Source organism: Paenibacillus sp. H1-7 (assembly GCF_022354825.1).
Lineage (GTDB): Bacteria > Bacillota > Bacilli > Paenibacillales > NBRC-103111 > Paenibacillus_S.
On the sequence record NZ_CP031168.1, the window covers coordinates 7,474,191 to 7,498,625 of the forward strand.

The 24,435-nt window shown below is 54.0% G+C and carries 15 protein-coding genes; 4 read left to right on the plus strand and 11 right to left on the minus strand.

Features of this window, described 5'->3' with window-relative positions; all coding sequences use genetic code 11:
* Nucleotides 1–54: 54 nt before the first annotated feature.
* A complete protein-coding gene (locus DVH26_RS33000) occupies nt 55–708 on the plus strand; it encodes a YdcF family protein (RefSeq protein WP_239629862.1) in 654 nt (217 codons plus the stop codon).
* Nucleotides 709–974: 266 nt separating this feature from the next.
* On the opposite strand, the gene DVH26_RS33005 is transcribed toward DVH26_RS33000, so the two are convergent.
* The 4 genes from DVH26_RS33005 to DVH26_RS33020 form a co-directional block, all read right to left on the minus strand.
* On the minus strand, nt 975–1,328 hold the full coding sequence (locus DVH26_RS33005) for a hypothetical protein (protein WP_239629863.1): 354 nt from the start codon (nt 1,326–1,328) through the stop codon (nt 975–977).
* Between the two features lie 232 nt (nt 1,329–1,560).
* Nucleotides 1,561–3,633, minus strand: coding sequence for an alkaline phosphatase family protein (locus tag DVH26_RS33010; protein WP_239629864.1), 2,073 nt, complete (start codon nt 3,631–3,633; stop codon nt 1,561–1,563).
* 237 nt (nt 3,634–3,870) lie between these two features.
* Entirely contained in the window at nt 3,871–4,527 is a 657-nt protein-coding gene (locus tag DVH26_RS33015) for a YheC/YheD family protein (RefSeq protein ID WP_239629865.1), read from the minus strand.
* 160 nt (nt 4,528–4,687) lie between these two features.
* Nucleotides 4,688–7,075 (minus strand): PDZ domain-containing protein, encoded by a 2,388-nt coding sequence (locus DVH26_RS33020; RefSeq protein ID WP_239629866.1) that lies wholly within the window; start codon nt 7,073–7,075, stop codon nt 4,688–4,690.
* A gap of 219 nt (nt 7,076–7,294) precedes the next feature.
* Between DVH26_RS33020 and DVH26_RS33025 the strand changes: the two genes are divergently transcribed.
* Nucleotides 7,295–8,119, plus strand: coding sequence for an AraC family transcriptional regulator (locus DVH26_RS33025; RefSeq protein WP_239629867.1), 825 nt, complete (start codon nt 7,295–7,297; stop codon nt 8,117–8,119).
* Nucleotides 8,120–8,361: 242 nt separating this feature from the next.
* On the opposite strand, the gene DVH26_RS33030 is transcribed toward DVH26_RS33025, so the two are convergent.
* Nucleotides 8,362–9,276, minus strand: a complete 915-nt coding sequence (locus DVH26_RS33030) for a LysR family transcriptional regulator (RefSeq protein ID WP_239629868.1) — start codon at nt 9,274–9,276, stop codon at nt 8,362–8,364.
* Nucleotides 9,277–9,474: 198 nt separating this feature from the next.
* Between DVH26_RS33030 and DVH26_RS33035 the strand changes: the two genes are divergently transcribed.
* Together DVH26_RS33035 and DVH26_RS33040 are read left to right on the plus strand one after the other, a co-directional pair.
* Nucleotides 9,475–10,923 (plus strand): MFS transporter, encoded by a 1,449-nt coding sequence (locus DVH26_RS33035; protein WP_239635569.1) that lies wholly within the window; start codon nt 9,475–9,477, stop codon nt 10,921–10,923.
* Nucleotides 10,924–11,041: 118 nt separating this feature from the next.
* Entirely contained in the window at nt 11,042–11,953 is a 912-nt protein-coding gene (locus tag DVH26_RS33040; RefSeq protein ID WP_239629869.1) for an NADP-dependent oxidoreductase, read from the plus strand.
* 95 nt (nt 11,954–12,048) lie between these two features.
* Here the strand turns inward: DVH26_RS33040 and DVH26_RS33045 are convergent, their stop codons facing one another.
* From DVH26_RS33045 to DVH26_RS33070, 6 genes are all read right to left on the minus strand, one after another.
* Entirely contained in the window at nt 12,049–14,961 is a 2,913-nt protein-coding gene (locus DVH26_RS33045) for a GAP1-N2 domain-containing protein (RefSeq protein ID WP_239629870.1), read from the minus strand.
* The gene (locus tag DVH26_RS33050) at nt 14,958–16,226 is read right to left on the minus strand and encodes a TRAFAC clade GTPase domain-containing protein (protein ID WP_239629871.1); all 1,269 of its coding nucleotides are present in this window, start codon (nt 16,224–16,226) and stop codon (nt 14,958–14,960) included. The genes DVH26_RS33045 and DVH26_RS33050 overlap by 4 nt, the downstream gene beginning before the upstream one ends.
* 290 nt (nt 16,227–16,516) lie before the next feature.
* Nucleotides 16,517–17,149 carry a hypothetical protein gene (locus DVH26_RS33055; protein WP_239629872.1) on the minus strand — a complete coding sequence of 211 codons (633 nt, stop codon included), beginning with the start codon at nt 17,147–17,149 and terminating at the stop codon, nt 16,517–16,519.
* A 101-nt stretch (nt 17,150–17,250) separates the two neighbouring features.
* Nucleotides 17,251–18,537 (minus strand): vWA domain-containing protein, encoded by a 1,287-nt coding sequence (locus DVH26_RS33060; protein WP_239629873.1) that lies wholly within the window; start codon nt 18,535–18,537, stop codon nt 17,251–17,253.
* Between the two features lie 45 nt (nt 18,538–18,582).
* Nucleotides 18,583–20,961 (minus strand): hypothetical protein, encoded by a 2,379-nt coding sequence (locus DVH26_RS33065; protein ID WP_239629874.1) that lies wholly within the window; start codon nt 20,959–20,961, stop codon nt 18,583–18,585.
* 25 nt (nt 20,962–20,986) lie between these two features.
* On the minus strand, nt 20,987–24,376 hold the full coding sequence (locus DVH26_RS33070; RefSeq protein ID WP_239629875.1) for a tubulin-like doman-containing protein: 3,390 nt from the start codon (nt 24,374–24,376) through the stop codon (nt 20,987–20,989).
* Between the last annotated feature and the right edge of the window lie 59 nt (nt 24,377–24,435).

The window sequence follows — 24,435 nt, forward strand, 5'->3', positions numbered from 1 at the left end:
CTGTTCGTGATGTACATATTCGAACCCTGAAAGATAGAAAGTCGAGGTGGATTCATGAAGCAAAAGCCGCAAATTCCCAAGGAACCTGAGGTTCCCAACCTGACTCAACAGCAAGTCGATAAGCTGACTGCTATTGTCTTTCTCGAACAACAGGAGCCTGTTCCTTGCGATGCCATTTTTGTATTTGGCGGCACCCATCCGGGGCACTGGGAAAAAGCAACCAAAGCCTACCATGCCGGTCTTGGAAAGACCATTATAGTAACCGGCGGAGTTAGTCCGACAGCTGTCAGGCATTCCGAATGGGAGAACGCCGCGTCTCCGGAATCCCATGTAATCGTCTCCAAGCTCCTGCAAGCCGGAATTCCTGAGAATGCTATCGTATATGAAGACCGTTCGAGAAACACCCTGGAAAACGTAAAATTCGCCAGAGATGTTTTCGATTTTAGCGCTATCCAAAGCTTGTTGTTTATATGCAAGGCGCACGGGGCCGGCCGTCAGTACCGTACCTTGGCAAACTATTTGCCGCAGACTGTACATTGCATCCCGTATGTTTTCGATACTGTCTATCAAAACGACCTGATAACAAGAAACAACTGGATGAACCTTGAAAAAGGCCGCTCTCGTGTATATGGAGAATATATTAGAATATGTACTTACGGCGATCGGGGGGATATAGCAGCCCTAACCGAAAAAATTGAAGGACTGTGACATGATACGGCCACTACAATGCCGGTTATAGCCGTTCGTACATACAGGGGGCCCATCAAATTCTACTTTCATTTAGTTCCGGAAATCGGGTTCTCAATCATCCCCCACTGGTTTATTGCCTGGATGATTTATAAGTCGGAATATTGCAAGCGCTTGAGGGCGGCAGGCATCCAGTAAGCACTCTGATTTCCTTCATCCCTTATTACGTGTACAGCAATAAAGTAAAGTCTCAACTGCAGCCACGGTAGCTGCCTTCACTCCCGTCGCTATCGCCGGCGAAGTGCCAATAAGGTCCAAGCCGCTCCAGCCAGGTCCATCAACGATAACCCGAAAAACAATGAAGGCATGAGCCCCATGAATACGAAGCTGACGATGCTCAAAAAAACAAGGACCCGCAGCACGACGGAGACATAAAAAAATTCCGTCCACCGTTTCCAAGCAGCCAAAACATAATACACCCCCAAGAAAAAAAGCAGCTCCCCGATAAACCGCAGCCATACGGTCGGCAAATCGGCCAAACGAAGCAGCTCCCGGAGAAATCCGGGGATAAGAAAGAGCGCTATGCCAAGCAAAGCAAGATAAGCCCCAAACACTCTCACACTCCTCGAAGCTTGAAACATCCATGATCCTCTCCCTTCCGTTTTAAAAAATGCTCTCATTAGGTAAGGTTTGACATGGCTCCTTTGTAAACCTGCTCTCGTAAATTTTTATTTCTTTTTGTTGAAAGCGACTGAAACAGGGAAAAAGGGGACATAAGAAAGCCCAGTCTTTTTCCAAACGCTGCACAAAGAAAAACAGGTACCGACCTCTCAAAAGAGGTCCGTACCTGCCTTGTTGCAGCGTATGCTTATGTTATTTTTTCTCGTCGAACAGCCCTGCAGGGATTTTGGCATCCCAATTGGACGGGATATCCAGGCGCAATGCGTGAGCTACGACAGCCGCCGTGTCGATGTTTCTCACTTCACCTGCCAGCACGGTACCGGGCTTGATCGAATTTCCTTTCGCCGCCCAGAATATCGTCTGTTCTTCCGGAGTACTGCCGCCATGGCCTGTCCCTTTACCGCCGTGATCCGCAGTAATGACAACCAGCGTATCCTCCGTCAGCCCTTTTTCTTCCAGTGCCTTAAGGATCCGGCCGACATATTGGTCCGCTTTTTGAACTTGCTCATAAAACTTCGGGGTGTAGTACCCATACGTATGGCCTGCGCCGTCCACCTCATCCAAATGGACAAAAATACTGCGGGCGTTCAAGCCCTCCGACTGGATGTAGTCCACTGTCTTTTGCGTTGTCGTCTCGTCTTTGCCGCCGTTGACCTTATAAGCGCCTGCCGAATCCTCGATGATCCCTTTGTTAATCGGCGACCATGTAGCGAACGAGGCCTGCTGGAGCATCGGACGCTCCTGCTTTAATAGCTTCATGAACGACGGGTAGTCGTTAACCTCCGGATAAGGAACGGCATCGGCGATTTCATTGGTCAGTTTATGCTTGGACGGATCGACGCCATGGAACATGGAGCCCCAGTTTTGCCCACTGATGGTCGGAAGCATCGCTTTCGCCTCATAAGTTGCAGCGCCTTCACTGATCAGCTTCTTGATGTTCGTTGCGTTGGCTTGCGGATCCTTGACTGCATTCCCGGCGCCATCGATTCCGATGAACACGACCCGCTTATACAGGAAATCCTTTTTATAAGGCTCCAGCTTGTCCTCCATGATTTTAACATCGGCGTGATCGACTTTTTTATCATCGTTCAGATCGGCCGTTTGCGCTTTGTCCCACCGCTTGTCGCCTTCGCTGCTGTTTTGATTTTTCAGCACTTCTTTCAAATCGTCTTTCGTTAACAAGCCGTCTCCGTCCACATCGATAGAGTTCGATACATGAACCTTTACGGAAGCGGTTTTGCCGCCGTCGGTCGTTTGCACCGTGATGGTTGCGTCGCCAGGCTTGCCCGCGATAACCGTCGGTCGGCCGTTGATCGTCTCCACCTTCGCTACCGCTTCGTTGCTGGAGGTCCATTTTACGTCCTTCACCGTCGCATCAGTTGGAGAAATCGTCACATTTAGCGGCATGGGAGCCCCGGCTTTCAAGTTGAGCGCAGTACGATCCAACGTAACGGATTGAACCGGAGTCGGCGGCAGCGGAGGCGCGCTATCGAATAAGCCGCGAACCTCCGAATCGCTAAGAGCCTTTCGGTACATTTGCAACTCGTCCACCTGTGCGGTCAACGTAGAGCCGTATTTGCCGGTGCCGTCCTGACCGATTTTGGTCGTATAAGGGGAATCCAGCGTTCCCTTCATTGCGGAAATATCGATGGTATTAATAAGGACGCCGTCTTTGTAAAAGCGGGCTTTCCCGTTGATCCGGTCATGCGAGACAACGATGTGATGCCACTTATTGTCGGCAACATTCGGCATGCAGTAATCCATCCGGCTGCTCTGCGACGTTTTGTAATTCCAAATCAGCGAACCCGAGCCGTTGACAGCCAGAATCCAACCGGTGTTGCTTCCCGAGTTCCAGTCTTTGTTGGAAATAACCGACGGATCGCCGACGATTCCTTCGGATTTAATCCAGAAGGCAACCGAAAAATCGGTGCTGTCCCCAAAACGGAACTCGCTGCGATTTCCCAAATCAACATACTGTCCCTTCGTTTTAAAGCGAATGGCTTGTCCGATACGTCCCTGCACAAACTCAGGATTTCCATAAACCGCAGCAGATACCGCGCTTGCTGAGCTGTCGACCGCATTATTGTCGAATTTCAGGTCCAACACGGCATTGGACAGGACGGCCGGCGCGACGGCCGTACCGGACAGGCTTCCTTGTACCGATGCCTCTTGCGCTTGTACGGTAGGTAAAGAGAGTGGTGCCGATGTGACGAGCGTAGCGGCGGAGATGGACGAAATGACCAACAGCTTCAGATGGTGCTTCATGATTTTCCTCCTTATTAGTTCAAATCTCCCAATAAAAAGCAATTAATTTCATTTCAATTTATACTTTTTACGTGGGATTAATTTCATCTTACAATACACTTGTAAAATGGAATCCATCATTTGGTGAAGATTTTATTAAGGAGGATGCAAAAAAAGAGCCCGTTTAAGACCGCACCCCATATGGAGGTTCATAGGTCCTTCCCGAGCTCGCGTCGATACCTGATAATGCAATAACCTTTAACTAGGCTTCGTATTCACTTCCAGCATCCATATTCTCCCTCTCGTATCTACACCGTAGTCGAAGCCCAGCTTGTCGATACCGGGAAAGGAGGCGGAAAGTATCCGCATGCTCCGATAAGATAATGCTCTCAGCTTCCGTACCTTCTTCTCGGGAGCAACGGATAACGATCGGCGAATCGCATCGCGTGCTTTAAGCAGAGTTCCTCCCTGGCATATGTTCGTGACGATCAAGCCGGGTCTGGCCCATTTGGCCACGATGGCTTTCGTAATCCACCGCCCATTGCGCACGATCAGCTTCACCCGAAAATCAATGGGACGGCCGTCGATTTGGGCCAGGCTGATGCCCCGCTGCACCAGATACGCCCTGCCTCGCCGCAGCCGGTTAATTTCTTTAAGCATTCCCCGAAGGGTCCGTTTCCTCGTAACGGATTGCTTATGATGAATCATATAGGATGTTCCTTGCTTGTATATGAGAATCACGCCGTGTCCTCCGGTCCCCAAGCTGGGCTTGATGACCACTCTGCCGTATTTGTTCAGCATGCGGGCCAGCTGCGGGCCGGTAAACTTTCTCGTTTCGGGAATATGTCTTGCTATTCCTTGGTGCTTGAGCAGCACATTCGTTTTCAGCCATTTGTCAGGAACCAATCTTGACATGGTGGAGCCCCCTTAACAGCCAGGAATGAAAATACTCTTCTTCTGCTGTTATAGTATTCATCCGGCCAAGACAACTCCTGTACCTTTGTCCTAAAAGGGCTAGTATTCAGGGAGGCCGTCTGCCCTCAAGTACGGACCGGCAGTATCGTCCTGCCGTCCGTTAAGACTTTGTCCACTGCAGCTCGATTTCTCGCTGCCCCCGGTACACCGTCAGCTTCCAGGCTTCCCCGGCCGTAATTCCCTCATACAGCTCCATCATCTGATCTACATGCTCGATTCGCCGGCCGTTGATAGTCCACAGGACATCGCCGACCTGTAGTCCCGCTTCAAGCTGCCAGCTGCCCCAAGAAATGGCTTCCATAACGACTCCCGACTCCTCGGGAAGTCCTGCTGCCGATACTTCGCCTAAGCCGACGATGTTCTTGGCCATCGCCTTGCCCCACCGCACCAGCTTCGCATCCCGGCCCGATCCCGACGATGCTGCGGGCGCCGCATAGGAAGGCAGCTTCGGCGTACGGGCCACAGCCTTCAGCTCCGGCTTGCGAACGCCGAACCGGTCCATGTCAAAATTGACGAAGCCGGTGCGCATCGCTGCGGAGTCCGGCGCCACCCGGTAATCCCCCGCCGCAGGGTCGATGAACCCGGCATCCCCTCTGACGGAATGCTCGTCTCTGCCGGATAGCTGCTGCAGCTGAGAAGCCGGCTGTGCACACCCAAGCCCCGGCACGTGCAGGAAGTTCCCGTCACATTCGAGCCCCCATGGCTGAGGAACGCGAATAGGCAAATAATCGGCGAATACGATGTTATGCCGGAACACATCCCGGCTCCCCTTGTACCACACATGGGGATGAAATGAATTGTTCACCATGATGTTGTTCTCGCATATACGGTAAAAGCCTTCTCGCAGCTTGATGCCGCCGGCGAGGCACAGATTGTTGTAAATGTGGTAGTTCGACGATCCGTCGTCCAGATCGATATCCCATCCGTTATCGCATCGCCATCGGTTATTGCGGATGATCGTCGTCTTCACCGCGTCCAGCAGAGGTAGCGAGCTGCGCTCCCTCTCCCGTTCCTCCTCCGCAGCATCCGCATTCAACTCGTTCAGGTCGTTCAGGTCGACATCGGTCAGCCCCCAATAGCGGTCTCTGCCCCATGAATTGAACGAGCCGTGATCTCCGGTTTCGAGCACGGTATCGAATATGTCGCAATGCTCGATCAGATGCCCGCCCCATGTCCCTTCAGATATGTTAATGCCGGCTCGGGGCGCATCATATATCGAGCAATGGCGCACCGTGATGTCCATCGCCATGGACAGCTGCACGGGTGCGGACTGCTTCTCCACCGTTCCGCAGCGGGTGATGAGGCAGTCCTCGACGAGACAATCCGCCGGATAGTCGTCCGAGAGCGGGCCCGGCTCCATGTCGAGCTGTCCGATGCTCTGGCGCTCCTCGTACTCGAACAGCGGGCTTCGCACTGCATCGGCGCGTCCGACAAATGCAATCCCGCTCGCTCCGATCTGGTCCAGATGGCAGCCCTGCACCGTCAAGCGGCGGTTGTATCCGTTGGCGAAGATCGCATTGCCTCCCAGCTGCTCCAGCCGGCAATCCGCTATAGCGCAGTCCTCGCTCCCCTGCACCGTGACGGCGCCGCCCCGGTAAATCGTCCAGTCGCTGCGCAGAAGCGGCTCCCGGTTGTCCATGAACGTCCGCGCCGCATGGCGAAACGTAATCCCGCGCAGCTCGACGTGACGTACTGGCTCCTGCCTGCTTCCTGCGAGCTCCACCAAATGAGGCAGCCGGACCGCCTCAATGACTGCGCCTGCCAAGTCCGTCGCTTCATCGGGGAATACGTACAGCATTCCTTCCTTGCTGTTCCAATACCATTCGCGTGGGGCATCCAGCTCCTCGAAAATATGCTCGACAAAACGGTATTTGTCGTGCATTCCTTTTTGCCGGTTATTTTGCCAGCCGCCTTCGTACAGCAAGCTCCCTTGCTCGTCCTTTCCCGTGATACGGTAATGATGGTCTCCCCATAGATGCTTGTGCATCACATGGAGATATCCTCCCCCCGGATCGTTCCATCGGCCCGCCCGCTCGGGGCTCACACAATCCGCCGCATAACCGTTAAAGATCCGCACATCCGGGTTGGCGTTAGGGTAGCGCGCCATATCCCACTTTTCTCCGTTCACAAACAGCTGATCGATAGGCAAGCCACGGGGCACACGTGCTTTGCGTAGGCTGCCCTCATGAGCCTCCCACTGCAAATCAAGGCGGATGCCTCCGTTGAGGACGACTTCCCCGCCATGCACCGCTTCATAGACGACAGGGGCTTCGGCGCTGCCTGAATCTTCCGCCGTAAATCGCAGCGGCTCCTCCAAATAGTAGACGCCTGGCTGAATGCGGACGTTCACCGCCGCACCGCCGGCTGAAGCCAGCCTGGCCGCTTGCTGCGCCCTGGCCAATGCAGCGAAGGGGTTCCTCTCGCTCCCGTCACCGTTGTCGTCTCCTCCATTCGAGACGTATATCGTTACCCCTTCCGACCGATTCATTCGCAATCGAGCTCCCTTCCTGATTCGCTGACGTACATTCTGTCTACATTGTAAGTCAGCGGCCGGCAAGGAACCATGCACATTCCTCCGCCAACTATGCACAATTCTACGATTGCGGTTGCAAACAAACCGCTAGGTTACATCCCGAAATGCATTTATGCTATGCTATACTGGACTCGGCGTCGTAACGCCCATTACGATCAAAAGCAGGGATATCCGATGAATGACGCATGGCTTGGGAACTACTTGAAGAAGCTGCAGCTGGAGGTCCTCACCGTAGGCCACAGCAGCGTCACGCCGCAATGGAGAAATTGGAACGTGGCGCCGCCCTTCAGCTGCCTGTACTATATCGAGGAAGGGAATGGGTGGTTTAAAATCAAGGGCCGTGAGCATGCACCCGAGGCCGGATATGTCGTACTGCTGCCCGCAGGCGTCGTCCATTCCTACTCTACTTCATCCGAACGGCCGTACACGAAATATTGGTGCCATTTTCAAGCGAAGGTCGGTGAAATGCATCTGTTTCATTTGATCTCTATGCCGATCAGCTTCCCGGTTCGTCATGCCGGGCGCTTTGCCGATACATTCAGAGAGCTGCTGCAAGCTTACCGGAGCACGGATGCACTTGCGCCCCTTCGCGCCAAAACGGCTCTAGCGGTACTGGTTACGCACTTGCTCGAGGAATGCTTGCCGGATGGGATCGAGCCTGCCTCCAATCCTTCGCTGCAAAAGCTGAATGAAATCATAAGCTATATCGAGGATCATCTGTCCGAGGACTTGTCGGTGGAAAAGCTGGCGGCCGTCGTCAATTACAGCCCCAATTATTTCATCCATTTTTTCAAATCCATGCAAGGCGTCTCGCCTATCCAGTACATCAACAACAGCCGGATCGAAAAAGCGAAGCGGCTTCTCATGACGACGGATCGGAGTCTGGCGCAAATCGCCTCCGAGCTTGGAATGGAGCCCCATTACTTGTCGCGGATGTTCAAGCGGCACGAGCAGTTTTCCCCGCAGCATTACCGCAATATGAACCGGGAGAAGGAGTAGTCACTTTAAACTACCGTTCCGCTGTACAAGCTCCGTGGCTCCACACTCTAGCTATCACTATAGGAATGGAGTGTAAAATTATGGTATATTGTTCTTTAAACGGATGTTAAAGGGGTAATGACCATGATTATTAAGGTAGTAGTGACCATTCTGTTCGCAATACTATTGAGCTGCTTCACGATAAAATACCGTTTATGGAAGCGGCTTTGATGAGAACACACGGTCTGGTTCACAATCCCTCATCATAGCGCCAAGCGAGGCTGCTTCCCTTCACTTGGAGTCCCCTTGTCCGTCCGGGCATAATATTCCGCGACGAAGTCTCTGAACTTGCGGGCTGCAAGGGACAAATACCTTTTTTCATGCCATGCCAGCTGAAAGCTGCGCTGACAAACCGGCGTTTCAATATGAAGCATGTGGAACGGAGTGTTCGGCCCTCCGCAGTTGCCTACCAGCGCAACGCCAAGCCCTGCGCGCACCAGGCTCGCAATGGCCGAAGGCTCGTCGACCCGGCACACAAAGTTAGGCGTAAACCCCGCCTCACGGAAAAATGAGTCGTTCAGCTGCTGGAACAGCGCCGTCTCCTTGTAGCCGATGAACGGCTCCTTCGCCACTTCGCTTAACGCCGCGCTCTTGCGGTCCGCTAATCGGTGCCCCGGCGGAACGGCGAGATACACTTCTTCGTTCAGCACGGGCATTGCGCAAATACCGGGACGATCGATCGGAAGCGCCGTAAAGCACAAATCGACGTCCCCGTTCTCGACAAGCCGCTCCATCTCATCCATTTGCACCTGCGTTATGCGAAAGTTGACGTCCGGATGGAGTTCGAGGAACTCCCCCAACGGCTCGGACAGCCGGTCCAAGGTCGACGTCGCCAGATGAACGCTTCCATGCTCCATGCCTGCCAGCTCCGCAACTTCCTTTTGCCCCTCCTCCAGCAGCGTTAAGGCTGCCTCCACTTTGTCCAAGAACGTTTTGCCGAACGTATTCAGCCGAATATGTCTTCCTTGCCGGTCAAACAACGGCACCCCTACATGCTCCTCCAGCCTCGCAATTGTTTTGCTAAGCGCAGGCTGTGCGATATGCAGCTGCTGAGCCGCCTTCGTCATATGCTCCAGCTTGGCAACCGTCCGAAAATATTGCAATTGCAGAAGCTCCATAGTGCAGCCCCTCCTATTCATATACTCAAGTGTATATATTGTATGCTTTAAAATATATTTTTGTTTATAATAATTCGATTATAAAATAAAGCACATAAGGAAAACAATCGCCTTCCCGGGAAGAGGGTTTGCCGTTTCGCGCCGTTCCGACGGCTGAAAAGAAGGGAGATGTATGCTGCTATGGAGACAAAAGCAACAATGGATGCGGTCAGCTCACAGCATGCCGGAGAAAAACTAATACGCATTTTAGCGTTTACGCTGGTCATTTCCGTGATGAGCGCAACGATGTTCAATATCGTATTGCCTGAAATCCGCGACGACTTTCAGCTTTCCTTCGCACAGGTTAGCTGGGTATCGTCCGCATTTCTTCTGATTTACGCACTCGGAACCGTTATATACGGGAAGCTGGCGGACACCTTTAAGCTGAAGCACTTGCTTACGTTCGGGTTGATCTTTTTTGCCGCCGGCTCCATGATCGGTCTGGCCGCTCAAGCGTACTGGATGGTTATAGTCGGCAGAGCTTTGCAGGCTGTGGGAGCTGCCGTCATTCCCGCATCATCGGCTTTGATTCCGATTCGTTATTTTCCGCCTGAACGCAGAGGGAGGGCGCTGGGAATAGCAATGACCGGCTTGGCCATCGGCAGTGCGATAGGGCCTGTCGTCGCGGCTCTGGTCGTCAGTCTCGTTCATTGGCGGTGGCTGTTCTGCATGCCTCTGTTCACGCTAATTGCGCTGCCTTATTACCGCAAATATTTGAACGACGAGCATCAAGCAGCCGGGCGCATCGATTGGCTTGGGTGCGGCTTGCTGGCGGCAGCCGTCGCCGCGCTATTGCTCTCGATTACTTACGAGATCTGGCTGCTTGGCGCAGCCTTTGTTCTGCTGACGCTCCTGTTTGCCATAAGGATTCGATCGGCGGCGGAGCCATTCATCAAGCCCGGCCTGTTCGCCAACAGGAGCTTCTCGTTCGGACTCGTCATTGCCTTTGCGGCAACCGGGATCGGCTACTCCCTCGTGTTTCTGAGTCCGCAATTGTTAACCGAGGTCAATCGGCTGGCTCCTGGCCTTGTAGGCTTTGTCATGGTTCCCGCGGCCGTTACAACGGCAATCTTGGGCAGAAAAGGCGGCAAATTGGCGGATGCAAAAGGCAATTCGTTTCTGTTTTACTCGGCTTCCGCCCTGCTATTGAGCTGTTTCCTGCTCTTATCTTCCTTTGCCGGCACGTCACCAATATGGATTGCTTTGATTCTTATCTTCGGCAACGTCGGACAATCGTTCTTATATATCGCCTTGTCCAATGCGATTTCGCGGACATTACCTCAGGAGCAGAGCGGAGTAGGCATGGGGCTGCTTTCGATGCTGAATTTTATTGCCGGCGCGGTCTCCGCGAGCTTATATAGCAAAGCGGTCGATCAAGGCTCCGGCTCCAGCTGGAATCCGCTTCATCTGCACCCCGACGCCGCTGTGTTCAGCAATATTTATCTCGTGCTTGCAGCCTTATTCGGGATCGTCCTGCTGGTTTATACGGTTCAATTCGGCAAAATCCGGCGAAGGAATCGCAGCACAGAAGCGTTCGATGCCGCACTTGTTCCGGCTGTAGGCAGCAAAAGCATGGAGATGGAATCGGAATCACCAAACGGGAGCTGAAATGAACGCTTCTTATATTACCAGCTCCTAAAGGACGAAATAAATAACAACTTAGCTGCTGCCGGGAAAAGGATCAGGATTTCTTCCTTCATCCCGCAGCTAAAAGGAGGATTACACTATGAAAGCTGCAGGTGTTTATACCTTTGGACCGCCGGAGGTGCTGCAAACCATCGAAGTCGATACACCCCAAGCAGAGGCCGGAGAGGTGCGGGTTCGTGTGAAGGCAGTCGGAGTTCAGCCGGCCGACCTCGCTGTTCGGAGCGGATGGACGCCGCCCGGAGGTTCGATACGCATTCCGCAAATTCCCGGGAATGAATTCGCCGGAATCATCGACCAAGTCGGAGAAGGTGTTACTTCGATCTCTGTCGGAGACGAGGTACTCGGCTTCCGCATTCTGCAATGCTATGCCGAGTATTTGACAGTTCCGGCCGGGCAGGTCGCCCTTAAGCCGCGACAAATGCCCTGGGAGGTGGCGGGCTCCTTATCCGCTTCCGGACAAACGGCGCATACCGCCTTAAAGGAGCTTGGCGTCGCGAGCGGGGACACCGTATTGATTCATGCGGCTGCCGGTGGCGTCGGCTCGATGGCCGTCCAGCTGGCGCATGCTTGGGGCGCCAAGGTCATCGGAACCGCGAGCGTGAGAAACCACGATTACCTCCGTTCGCTCGGTGCGATCCCCGTCAGTTACGGTGACGGGATGACGGAACGAATCCGTGCCCTCGCGCCGAACGGCATAGACGCCGCCCTGGATGCGGCGGGCAGCGATGCGCTTCGCGCCTCGGTCGAGCTGGTTGCGGACCGAAGCCGCATCGGCACGATTGTCTCCTTCGATATCGCGGAGGAGCTGGGGGTCCGCTCTATCCGCAGCCAGCGGTCGGCAGCGCGGCTCGCCGAGCTCATCGACTTATACGAGCAAGGAAAGCTAAGCATTCATATCCGCAAAGTATTTTCCCTTGATCGGGCTGCCGATGCCCATCGGGAAATCGAACAAGGTCACGGCCGGGGGAAAGTCGTCCTGACAATCGATTGAGGCAGCACGGTATACGCCTGGCTAAATAGCAAAAGAGCTGTCCTGCAGAAGATCTTCTCTTCATCGGACAGCTCTATTTTTTGCGTTCAAACTATTTATCTTTTCACCGATGTATTGGTGACTGTAGGATTGTACTTGACCGTCTTCTTGATCGTCTCGCTCATTTTGCTGTATTTGTTCCCCGCCTTCAGCTCAATGACGTTGTCCCCGGCCACGAGATTCACCATCGTTGTGACGGAGCCTTGCCCTACCGCCTGATCGTTAACATAAATCGTCGGGCTCGGATCGTTCGTATCCTTCGCATTCGCCGTGATCGTAACGGTAGCCATCTTCGACGTTTCGGCAATGGGGCCGTGCGTCAACGTGGGCGAAGGCATGCTGTACATGACTTTTTTGGTAATTACCTCGGAGACGACACCGCCACGGTTTTCCGCCTTAAATTCAAACACATTCTCCCCGTCATGCAGCGAGACCGTCGTCTCGATAGCTCCGTTCGCAACGTACTGGCCGTTCAAGTACATTTTGACCGATGCGCGCTTGCTCTCCTCGCCTTTGACGCTCGCCTTCAGCTGCACATTCATCGTAGTCGACGTCGCCGGCAAATCGCCCACTTCGATCTCAGGCGGCGGTCCGAAGCTGGCGAACCAGTTCAGCAACGGATTCCACAGCAGGAACAAGAGCAGAGCAAGGACAGGCACAGCAACCAGCCCCGATCTTATGAGCTTGCGCTTATTTCGGACGAAAAAACGGATCAGGCTTCCCGACTGCTTCAGCTTCATCGCTTTGAACAAGACGGCGAAAGACTCGTTATCCGTTGCCAGCAGCTTCTCGCGGACCGCTTTATTGCGGAACGCACGTGTGTCGTAATGATCGAAATAACGGCTGAGCGCCGCTTTATAGTTCGGGTCTATATTGCCTTTGCCGTCCAGGAAGCGGCTGTTCTCCGCTGTCCATAAGATGAAATCGTAAATGGTTTCCGTTCCCGAGGTGTTCGTGAACACGTACTCCAAGATCCGGTGGTAATCAAAGTCCGAGGAATAGCCCGCGCCTGAACCCGAGGACGGAAGATAAAAGCCGAACGGAATCAACCGGAACCGGCTTGCATCAATCCGATCCCTTAACAGCCGTCTCAACGCTTCCTGCACCTGCTCCAAATCGACGGGCCCAAGGTCCCGCAGCGCCTCAAGCGCCTGCTCCTCTTCCTCCGGCTCCAGCTTGAGCACTCTGTACAGCAAACCGACGACGATCAGCGTCTGCCTCTTCGCTTTATCCGCACTTTGGAACAGCTCCCGGTCTATCGGATCGACCATGAAGCCGAGGCGAACCGTATCCTCGTAGCTCAAGCCGGCTGCATCCAGCCCGTTCAGCAGCTCCAGCTCGATTTCGAGCTTCCATTGCCGGCAAACCTCGTCATACCCGCCTTGCTCGAAGAGGTCGGACAAGCTTTCAAAATAAGCGAACAGCGCTTCCGCCGTCTCCACTCGCTTATGAGCGGATTTTTGCAGCAGTATCTTGCATTTTTTGGATATTTCCTTAATGAAAAATGGAATAAGGACGATCGATCCGGCATGCGTCAGCCAAAAATCGATTTCGGCCTGCAGACTGTCCGCCGAGTTGGCTCTGCTCATCCGATACGCCATGTATTGCTCCGCGGACGATGCATTTTGCTTATAGAGCTGCTTCATAACCAGCCCAAACACGTCTTGCTGCTGCAGCAGCAGCTCGAACAGCTGCACCGCGTCGTTGTTCCCCTCGCCCGTACGGCCCGCCGTCCGATTTATGAAAATAACAAAGCATTGAATGAGCAGCGCCTTGGCTCCCTCATCCGCTATAGGATAGTACGCCAGCAAGCTTTTCACGTAATCTCCCGACGGCGAGCCGCCGGTTTCGGACGCTTCCTTGCGCAGCATGCGGATGAACAGCTCCTTGAATCGCGGCTTCTTGTCGATGGTCTCCGCATTCAAGTACGTCAATATACCGTGCATAATGCCCGCAGGGTTGTTGTCATACAGCGCTTCGCTGCCTTGATCTATCTCATACAGCATGCACAGTTGATAGTAGGTCGGTATGGACAGAGCCGCCTGGGCAGGCATGCTCTGCAGCCCTTCCTCGCAAAAATCGAACAGCTTCTCAAGCTGCTCCGGCTCGTTCCTGAGCTTCCATATCGTATCGAACAACAGGTGCTCTTGACCCGGCAGCTCCGTATTCACAAACTTGCCGTTCGGGAAATCGAACAGCATGTCCTTCTCCAGCCTGCGGTCCGGCAGACGGAGACTTCCTTTTTCTACAAAAACGACATGCAGATTCTGCTTCCCTTCCGGCTCGCTGTTGAAGGTCATGAATCCCAGCTGGCGGCGGAAAGCGTAAGGAATGCAGCGGTATATGACCTCAAGCAGCCGCTTTGCCTTGTCCGAGCTAACGGATACCTCCGTATCCAATGTGATATACACCTTCCGTTTGCTCGTTACCGAAGACATTACGGCGTGAAGCAGCTGCTGAAACAGACGGGAATCGATACCGAGCTCCGTCAGCAGAAGATCCTGATCCGCAACCGGATAGGCCGGGTCATAGTCTATCTCATCAAGCTCCGGAATCGCCTTTCCATCCCGAATATCATAGCTGCTGCGGAAGCCGCGGATACGAAACATCCGGTTCGGCTCCCGCAGGAACGACTCTTTTCTATCCTTAGGAACAATGTACTGATGGGTGAACGATGCGCTGCGCTGTCCCGTAAAATCGGTTCCTATGTAAATGCTGCGCCCGATCACCATATCGCCGTTGTCCGCATGGAAGACCACGAACGACTCGGGATACAGCTCCTCGTCCGATTCATCCCGAGAGAGCAATTCTTGCGGCGCCTTGTAGACGCAGTAAGGATGCAGCACCGCTTTGATAAACGTATTGTCGAGCGCCGCCGATTTGGCTACCGTATCGAAGCCCTCGCTGGTGCGGAAGATCCCTTCCCGGTCACGGGTAAAATATTGCTGCTGTATGGCTCTTGTAATCATCGCGGCGCCTCTTTCCTGGCCACGTAATCGAGCTTGTGCAGAAGCCATATGAACGGCTCATCCACACGGGTCGGATTAATGACCCCTGTAATTTGCTTGTTGACCGGGTTGGCGCCTAACGCCGATACGGCAAAATAGGCCGTATTCGTGAAATAGACGTCAATCGCATCCTTGAACGGCCGATCGACCTTCTGAATGAAACGGCTGATTTCGCCGTTAATATTTTCGAATTCGGTTTGGTTCAGGTAGCCTTTATGGACGACATTGCTGAACACATTGCTGTTCGGCTGGATGTACTCGCTGTCTTCCTCTTTCAAATATTGCAGCATATCGCTCTTCGTTAATACGATGGCCGTAGGGATATCCGTCTTGCTGTTGTGCTGATGGGCGATGAAATTTTCAAACAGGCTGATTACGACCTCGCGCGGCTCATCGTACCGGTTGGCGAACTCGCCCTCTTCCTCACCCAGGTTAATATGGATGCGGTCGCGGATGGTGCGGATTTGCAGCGGATCGACCAAAAAGAGAATGCCGGAGGAATTCTTGATGTGCGAGGCATAAATGTCCAAATAATCCCGCTCGACCATTCCCTCGCCTGCTACGTCGAAGAAGACGAGCGTTAACGGCGCCTGCTCCGGGTCCTTGAACACGAATTGAAAAATAAACGGCTCCTGCTGCTCGTTCGGATTCGTCGACTGCAGCATGCTGCCCCGCTCGAAGATCGGCTCATGGTAATTTTGCCGGAATTTGCGGCTGATCTCGGCGCTTAACGGCATGCATGCCGCATCGAAGTTCGAAGCGGTAGACTGCTGCAGCGTATGGATGAGCGATGTCATATAGACGGATTTGCCGACCTGGGAGGCGCCTACAATCGAGATGATGTTGCTCGGCACCTTGCCGGCGGAAATCGGCAGCTCGTTATGGCAATTCGGGCACAGACGCCGTTTGGTCGTCTCGCCGTATCGGTCGGTAACCGCTACGAGCACGTTTTGGGAGTAGATTTTGTTCTCCTCCGGGATGGTGTGCGGCTCGATCACCGCTTCCATATCGACCTCGGACAGGTGAAACTTGCGGCGCCAATCGTTAAGCCTGCGGTCTTCCTGCAGCATAAAGTCGTCGTCGTTGTCTTTAATATGGCTGGCGCGGAATTGAACGTCCTCCGGCTCGAATTTGCTGAAGCAGTACGGGCATACGATGCTGTAGTAGGGAGGCTTTTCTTTGACCGGCGCTTTCGGTGCAAACCATTTTTTCAGGTTTCCTAACATGCTTATCCCTCCTAAAACATTTTCAAAAAAAAGCCACGGTCTTACCGGTGGGGTATCCCCTTCTCCTTCCCCACAAAGTGAAGCTTGCCTCTGAAGCTTATTCCGATTACTTTGCGTGGACCCCAATGAATATAGCGGTTATTTACGATAACAAAGGCGGGCGCTATCGCTCCTCCAGGGGACACCCCACCTTCGCCAGGTGGCATCGGTTAAAAGAACAACTACCATTTTGAGGTGTTCCTCCATAGTTGGGAAACCGACTAAAACCAATGGGAACACTCATTAAACATTCATTCCATACTAAGAGAAAACAACTCGCTGTACTTTTTATCCGTAAAAAAGATCCGTATAAAATCGTTCCTGCCGATCTCAATTTCCTGCAAAACACTGCGTCCGACCGGAAAATCACTCATAAAAGGATAAGCGATACCGTCGTCCTTGTTAGACGGATTGGCCCCTTCTTTCTTAACATAGCAAAGAGCGTCCTGCGGAACCGCAATTTCGCAAAACAGCTGAATGCGCGCCGTCTTGAACTTGCTGAACAGCTTGCTGCCGTATTTAAGCGAGTAAACGATGCGCGCCCTGCCCCCGTTCATAAGGACCAGGTTGCTCTCATCCGCCTGCATCAGCAGCACGAGCCTGCCGTCCCTCCGCACACACGGGAATATACGGTAGCCGCGCAGGCCGATATAATCCACCTTGTCCCGGTACCCGGATTTGGACTTGTACTCCTCCCGGGTGAACAGCTTGAGCTGCTGCGGGCTCAAGTCCTCCGGGTGGCGCTCGGTCCCGGCTTCGAAGCTGTATATATAGACGTATTCGACATCCTTCGGCCACTGCCAGGTCAAAATGCACTCGCCATCCTGACGTTGGCTCACGACTTTCGTAATACGGTAACCGTCGCTAGGCTGTTCCCACTGCAAACAACATCATCTCCCTGAATCCATACATTCCGTTCATGGGGCTTGTCTAAACCTCCAGCGTCCGCATCCGAATCGGAACCGGAAGCTCCCGTAAAGCTTGATTACCGGAATCGTTTGCCGACAGGGCCGTCGCCCCGGCTTCCGAATCGGCTCTTATTCGGTAAAGCGACATCCCTTCGGCTGCTGCGGAAGCCGCTATGGCCGCCTGAATCGCTCTGTACCGCAACGATCAGCGTAGAAAGCGAGAGCACCAAGGCAAGCACCACATCGGCATAAGCCCGGTAAAGGGAGGGATAGAGCGCTCCATGCAGCCCGGTTTCCAGAATCAATCCGGCCAGCAAGCCGGAGATCGTCCCTCCGATAGTGAAGCTTTTGGCCAAAAATCGGTTGTCGAAGACGATACCGAGCGACAAGCCGATCAGCGTTCCGATGAGCATGATCAGAACGACTCGGAGCAAGCCGTATGCGCCGTCCGACGATAAAACGTCGAAACGCTCGTTAACCAAATGACGGTGGTTCGTCTGCTCGTAAATTTGCTCGAACGCTCCGGCGATCCGGTCCGCCCGCCCCACATCCTGGAACATGCCTCCGGTCTCGTTGGCAATGCGTTGAAGCACGGCGTTGCCCTTCTCTTCCGTCGAGACGATCCCGACGGTATGTATGCGTATCTGCTTCTGAATATAAGGAGAAAGCACGCGGGAATAGTCTACGTCGCTGTAACCGTCCGAGATGAGAATAACCGCCACATTGCGGCCCGGATCTCCCTCTTTGTTCAAATAATCCATAACCGTGCTCAGCGCTTTGCCGATATCGGTCGTTCCTACAGGCGGCTCAATGGAGTCCAGCTTCGCCGTCAGCTGCTCCCTGCTCCCTGTTCCGGCCACCCGGGTTAGCGGAAACACCTGCTTCGACTGCTCATTGAACGTAAACAGCGCCGCGCGTTTCGTATTGTCCATCCGACGGATCAAGGCTTGCGCCGCCTGGATGCTTTGCTTGCCGGGATCGGTTTCCTTCATGCTCTCCGACATGTCGAGCAGCAGCACGTAGTCCTGCGGCGCCTTTTTCCCGAGCGAGAAGCCGTACACGAATTGAAACAGCGCTCCCGCAGCGAATAAGAGCACCAGGGTTGCGGGAACGAGAAGCTTCCAGCCGTCGCCTGCATAGCGAAGCCTCCAGCTCTGGCCATTCAGCTTGGGAGAAATCATCTCCGCCAGCAAACAGAATAAGCCGATCCATAACGCGAGCTGCCCGAAATATATTCCCATCAGCAGCGTCTCGTGCATGCTTCCTTCCCACCGGTTCAGGATGATTTCTCCTATGAAAAAGCCAACCAAACCGCCGATTACACTAAAAAGCGTCAGCAGTGCGTTCCATTTTCGCTGCTTCACCTTGTTCCCCTCTTTCTGCTTTCAGGCCGTGCTGAGCAAGCCTTCCTACGCCTTCTCCGCCGCATCCGCCGAAACCAAGTCGATTCCGTGGAATTGGTACCCGTTCTGCACGTATGTGTCGTAATACAGCTTGCCGTTACGGTAATACATCAAATCCTCCAGACGGAATCCGCCCATCAAGTTCAGCTTTTCAATACCGCTCGCCTTTTTCTCATGAACGCAGCCCAGCTTGTAGGTCCGGCTGCCATGGTCGACGGCAAACGCGTACTGCACGAATTCGCTTTGAAAATCGCCGAATATATATTTTTCCTCATATCGGTGACGATGCGTAGAGCGGTAGACGTCCGCCCGGATGGCCGCTTCGTTCTCCAGCGTCGCGTACAAGTCGCGGAACAAATCCTCTTTGGACAGCACATTGCGGTTGTCGTAGCTGGCCACGACATTCGCTCTCTCCAGCAGCTCGCGCTCGAACGCTTGATCGAACAACGGATGAGGGAACACATCCTTGCTTACCGCCTCCATCAACCGGTGGAGCAGCTTGTCCTCGCCTTGACCGAGCAGTTGAGACACATGGCCGACACACCGTTCGTCCCAATAAAATTGCTCGCCGCGGCGTTCCTCAAGCTCAGTAGTGATCTTATTCACCACATACTCGTAATACTCGTTAATATTGCGCCCCAAATATTCATTGGCGTAGGAAATGCTGCTCCGGCTTGCGTCGCGCAGCTGCCGTTCCAGCTGATGAAGGCGTTCCGTCTGCACCTTCATTCGCGAGTGAAGCTCGTCGAGCTTGTAGACATACTGCTCCAACAGCCGCCGCTTCGTCTCCAAATACAGGAGATCCAGCTTGAGGCCGTAGATCTCATCGATCACGTGCTTGACGACCTGCTTCAACGGAATCTGATTCGTGAGCCGGTTCCATAACGATCCCCGCTCCACGGATTGCAGCTCGATTCGCTCCTCGTACTTCGACTCAAGCTCCGCTCTGCACTGCGCAAGATTCGCCGCCGTCTCCTTCAGCTGCGCACGCAGCTCGGAGGCCAAGCTATCCGGCCGCTCGACCGGCGATGTCCAAGCCTCGCCGCTCACGTAGCCGTACAGCGGGTTCGCGATAACCCGCTCCTCGAAGCGCCGCTCGAGTTCGCGGGCCGGCTCTTGCCCGGCGAGAGCCGCTTCGACGCGGCGGGCTACGTTCGTTTCGAAGAACGAACGTGCATTGGCTCCATAGAACGCTTCCTCCGCTTCGCGCAGCGTCATCGATTTCCACTGCGCGGGAGATACGGTATGATACAGCAGCCCGTACATCCCATCCAGCGCCTTCGCCGGCTCCGCCATCAGCGAGCGGACGGTTTGATCCGATTGCCGGGCATCGAGCTCCAGCATGTCCAGAAGGTCGTTAAGCAAAACCGTGCCGCTGTTATGCTGCAGCTTGCGAGTGACCGAGCGGTACCAATGGTACAGCACGGTCAGCGCTATGGCTTGATTCGGCCGCTTTATCTTAGACATTCCGGCCGACACATACCCTCTGCCGTCACTTTCCGGCGGCGTTATATTCTGCTTGAACTGCTGATTGTTATATGTGCCGTGCTGCGGATCGAGCTCGTTAAGCACTTTGCGGTTTTTCAGCAGATTCAGGCTGCAGATCATCTCGCTTGCGCCCTGCATGCCGCTCTCGGCAAAAATGCCTCTTTCGTCTTTATCGCTCAGCAGATACACCATATCGAATAGCGGCGCCGGACCGTGCTGGACCGGCAGACGAATGCCTTCGCCGGTTACCTGCAGCAGCTCGCGAAACTGGTAATTTCTGGTTTGATATACATCCACTTCTCGCAAAAAGCCGACCCCTAACGAAGAGGAGAAGGCATAAGTCTCTCCGACCTGCTTCTCCTCCATAAGCCCGTAAAGATCGATCATTACGGAGCGGAACTGCTCGCCGAAGACGGTCTTGAGCAGCACCGTCAGCTCCGGCAGCAGCACATTGCACGGGTCGTCCACTCTTGTGACGACTGCAATGTTCAACCGCTGCAGATTCGAGTACATGCGGCCGAATTCGGCAATACGGCTGTTCATCCGGCGCAGCGTGACATTGAGCTCAAGCAGCTTCTCCTCATCCCGGTAAAACTGCTTGTACATGTCGGTCCGCAAGCTCTTCTTATCTTCCACAGGCCGGGGCGCCGTCCAGGAATACACGCTGTCTCCGGCCTCGGCCGGCCTTGTCCCGACATGCAGATATACGACGCCGGCGCTGTTGTTCCACTTTTTCTTGTTTATCTCGTAAACCTGCTTGAGGGCCTCCTCGGTCCTATCGCCAAGAAACAGGAACACGAGCGGATGGTTAATGCTGCGCAGCTCGTCGTCAGCATGTCCGATGTGGTCCATCCGCGCGTCGTATTCATTTGCAAAGGCGAGCAATGCTTCCCTCATGCTTTCCTACCCCACTTTCTTGTTCTTAACGCAAGCTCCGTACCATATCGCTCACTTTGCCGGAAACCTGCTTATAGAACTGGTACATGTCCTCGCCGTTCTCCCACTCTATACGGTCGTAGTCGAGAGCCGATTTCGCTTCCGCATACGTCTCCGCCATTTGCTTGAGCGTATCGACGAGCACGCTGATATCGGCGGAAGCCGTCAGCTGCTGCACGCGTTTGGCGGCTTTGCGCTGGAGCAGGCTGCGTTTTTTCTCATCCAGACTGCGGATTTTGCCGTACATTTCGTACTCAGGGAACTTGGTCGTCTGCATCAGGTTGACGAACGGCTCCCAAGGATCTTCCTCCGCATCGTGATCGTAGACGTACAGAGCGCCTTTTTTGGCAATCGTGCCCGTGTAGATCGCTTCGATGAACAGCTGCATCAGCTTCTCTTCATCCTTATGAGAGCCGAGCAGCGTTTCCAGCTCCGCAATCTTCCTTACAATGGCGTCGTATTTGGCCGCCTCTTCCTTCACCCGCTTTAGCAGCTCGGGAGAGCGAATCAGGTTTTCCTTCGCCATATCCTCGCTCACGCTGCCGAAGATGTCCTTGGTGCTCTCGACCGGAAGTCCTTGCTCCAGCAGTCCCTTCAGCTCGCTCACGCAGCGCTGCAGCTCACCCAGGTTCGGCTTTTGCAAGCCCAGCTGCAGGTTGTACGAATCAAGCACCCGCTGCAGATCGAACGGCTTCGTAAATACGCATTCGTAGCGGTTGATCGTACCGCTGTCGGCACCTTTGACCCGAATGACGCGATAGGCTGCCGCCTGCTCGAACAGCCCGCGGACTTCCGCGTTATATCGTTTCACGCGCCGGTTATCGTACGTATCGCCCCATGATTTCTCCGGGATCGGCGACGGCAAATAGGTCCAGTTGATCTTATCCGTCTGCACGAGATGGCGTCCGATGCCTTCCGGCTCCAGAATCGTGTTTTCGTAGCTTGTTTCATATACTTTCAGCGGCGTATACAGGAACAGCGGAATGCCGTTTTGCGTGTTTAGCCAGAAAATCCGGTTTTTCACTTGGCTCTCCTTGATCGTAAACCGCGAGTTCGCGATGGCGTTATCCTGGAAATTGCGAATGCCCTTAAAGATGTTCGGCGCCTTGACCGGAACCGACACGAAGCCCCACGAAGGGAAGTTAAAGTGGCCGGAGCTGTTGCTCAAATGGAATACCGGCTTCGCCTCCTCATACAGGCGGCTCGCGATTTTCTGCTCCACCAGCTTCTCCATCGAATCGTCGTTGCCGTATTTGATGACCAGATAGTCTTCCATCGACTTCGTAATCAAATCGCCGAAATGATCGGTCAAAAACTCCGATATCGAGCTGATCACATCGACTTCCTGCTCCTTGATCCATTGGTTCGACTTGTTCAGCAGCTCGTTCGTAAAATCGCGGATCAGATCGTTCACGTTTTTCTCGTCCGTCACTTGCCCGATCAGCTTCGCGATATCCGGTACGCTAACCACATTCCAGTAGTAGGTGCGATTCCCCTTATGATCCACCTCTTCCTGGCCGTTCGTCAGGATGTCTCCGTTTTTCTCGAATATTTTGTTCAGCTCGTTCAGCACTTCCGTGAACACCTGATAAATGCGGGAATTCTCCTGGTTGATCAAATGATACAGCTCTTCGTAAAATTCGATCATTTGCTCCATACGCTCGCGATCGGCGTGAAGCAGGTACTCCTGGATTTTGGCTTCGATGTACGCATCCTTCTTTTTGTCTTTGGATATGAATGCGCTTCGCGCCTCGGTCATCTTTTGCTCCGAGCTTTCTTCGGCCGATTCAATGTCGCGAGGGATGCGGTAGATGCTCTCCTTGAGCGCTTCGATATACGAAGAAATCAGCTTGAGCAGGCAGAAGCCCTTGTCCTGCAAAATAATCCGCGAAACATAGAACGGCCCCTGCTCGGGATTGCGGAAAATCTTAGTTACCTGCTCGGAGAACAGCTCCTTCTTCTCTCCCGGCAGCTGTCTGCGGCACTTGATGTATTCCTCGCGCGCCCGTGACAGGAACGTTTGCTCCAGCTCCGTATCAATGTTGACCGTCTGCTGCTTGACCACGTTGGCGTAGCTTAGGCGTTCGCTGTTTTGGTAGCCCGCCATCGGCTCCGGCACTCTCTGTCCAAATTCGCGGTGAATGGAATCGGGATCGATCCCAAGCTTATGGGCCAGCTTCTCCACGTCCTCCTGGGACGGGCCCGCATCAAACATTTTCTCCATCCGCTGGAACACCTTGAACGCCAAATACGTCGTCATTTCCTCAATCGGCAGCACGGCCGACGAAGCGCCCAGGATATTGTATTGATAGTTGGCCGCATACGCCTTCGGCATCTGGTTGATGTTCGTGCGGATGTTGCTTATATAGTCGTGTATCGCGAATTCCTCGCCGGAGCTCTTATCCTCGCTCGCCATGAAGTTCGTAATATTCTCCGCCGTCACGTTCATGCAGTAATCGTAGGCATTCTCGAGCAGCTTGCCTTCCAGATTCGTGGCCGAAATCAGATGCGCCAGGTTGAACGGAGGCATAGGCGAGTTGACGTTCAAAATGCTCGCGTACTGCTGCTTGAACCGCTCGTTCCGCTCGTCCACGTTCATCCAATAGTCGAGCTCCTTGAGCGCCGCGTACCCGTTCTTCTTGATATATTCCCGGGAATGCTCGGTCAAGCTCTTATTCGCGAGATTCACGTCCGGCGTAAACAAATAGCCGAGCAGGTTCACCTTATCCACTCCTGCGGAGCCGTAATCGCGCTCGATGATGCCGCGAACGATGTAGGCGATGTCGAGGAAGCAGCCGCTGCCGGTACCGCCGGACAAGCCGGTCAGAAGGAACACCATCAGCTTCTTGTTCGTGCCGACGGACAGCGTCTTGATCTTCCGCTCGATCGTTTGCACGACCTGCACGATCTTCGTGAACAGCAGCAGGCGCCCGGCTTGCCTTACGCCCGATGCTCCGTTGATGCCGTCGGTGATCGTGAGCTCCGGCGACAGCCATTCCTTTATGTACTCCTCGAGCACGCTGCGGTTTTGCAGCACGCTGCCGATTTCCGCATTGGACAGCAGCACGAACTCGGTCAAAGGATCGAGTCCGATCCCTTTATACTTCTTGTTGCGGTCGTGCTCGTTCGTCTCCAGAGCGAGAAACTCAACGTTGTTCGGCTTCTCTTTCTTTTTCTTCGTAAAAGGATCCTCCGGCAGCTTGAACCGGCGGTTGATCTGATATTTCAGCCGGAGCAGCGCATCGATGCCCGTGCCGCCGAGTCCGATGATCAGCATCGGGTTGTCGATCGTATCGACGCGAATTTTTTCGCTTATAATGCCGCCGCCCAGTGACACATCCAGCTGCTGTATATGTTCTCTGACTACTGCTTTCATGGGATAGCCTCCATTTACCGTTGCAGCCGTTGCACCGGGTTCGCCGATGCAGGCCGGCT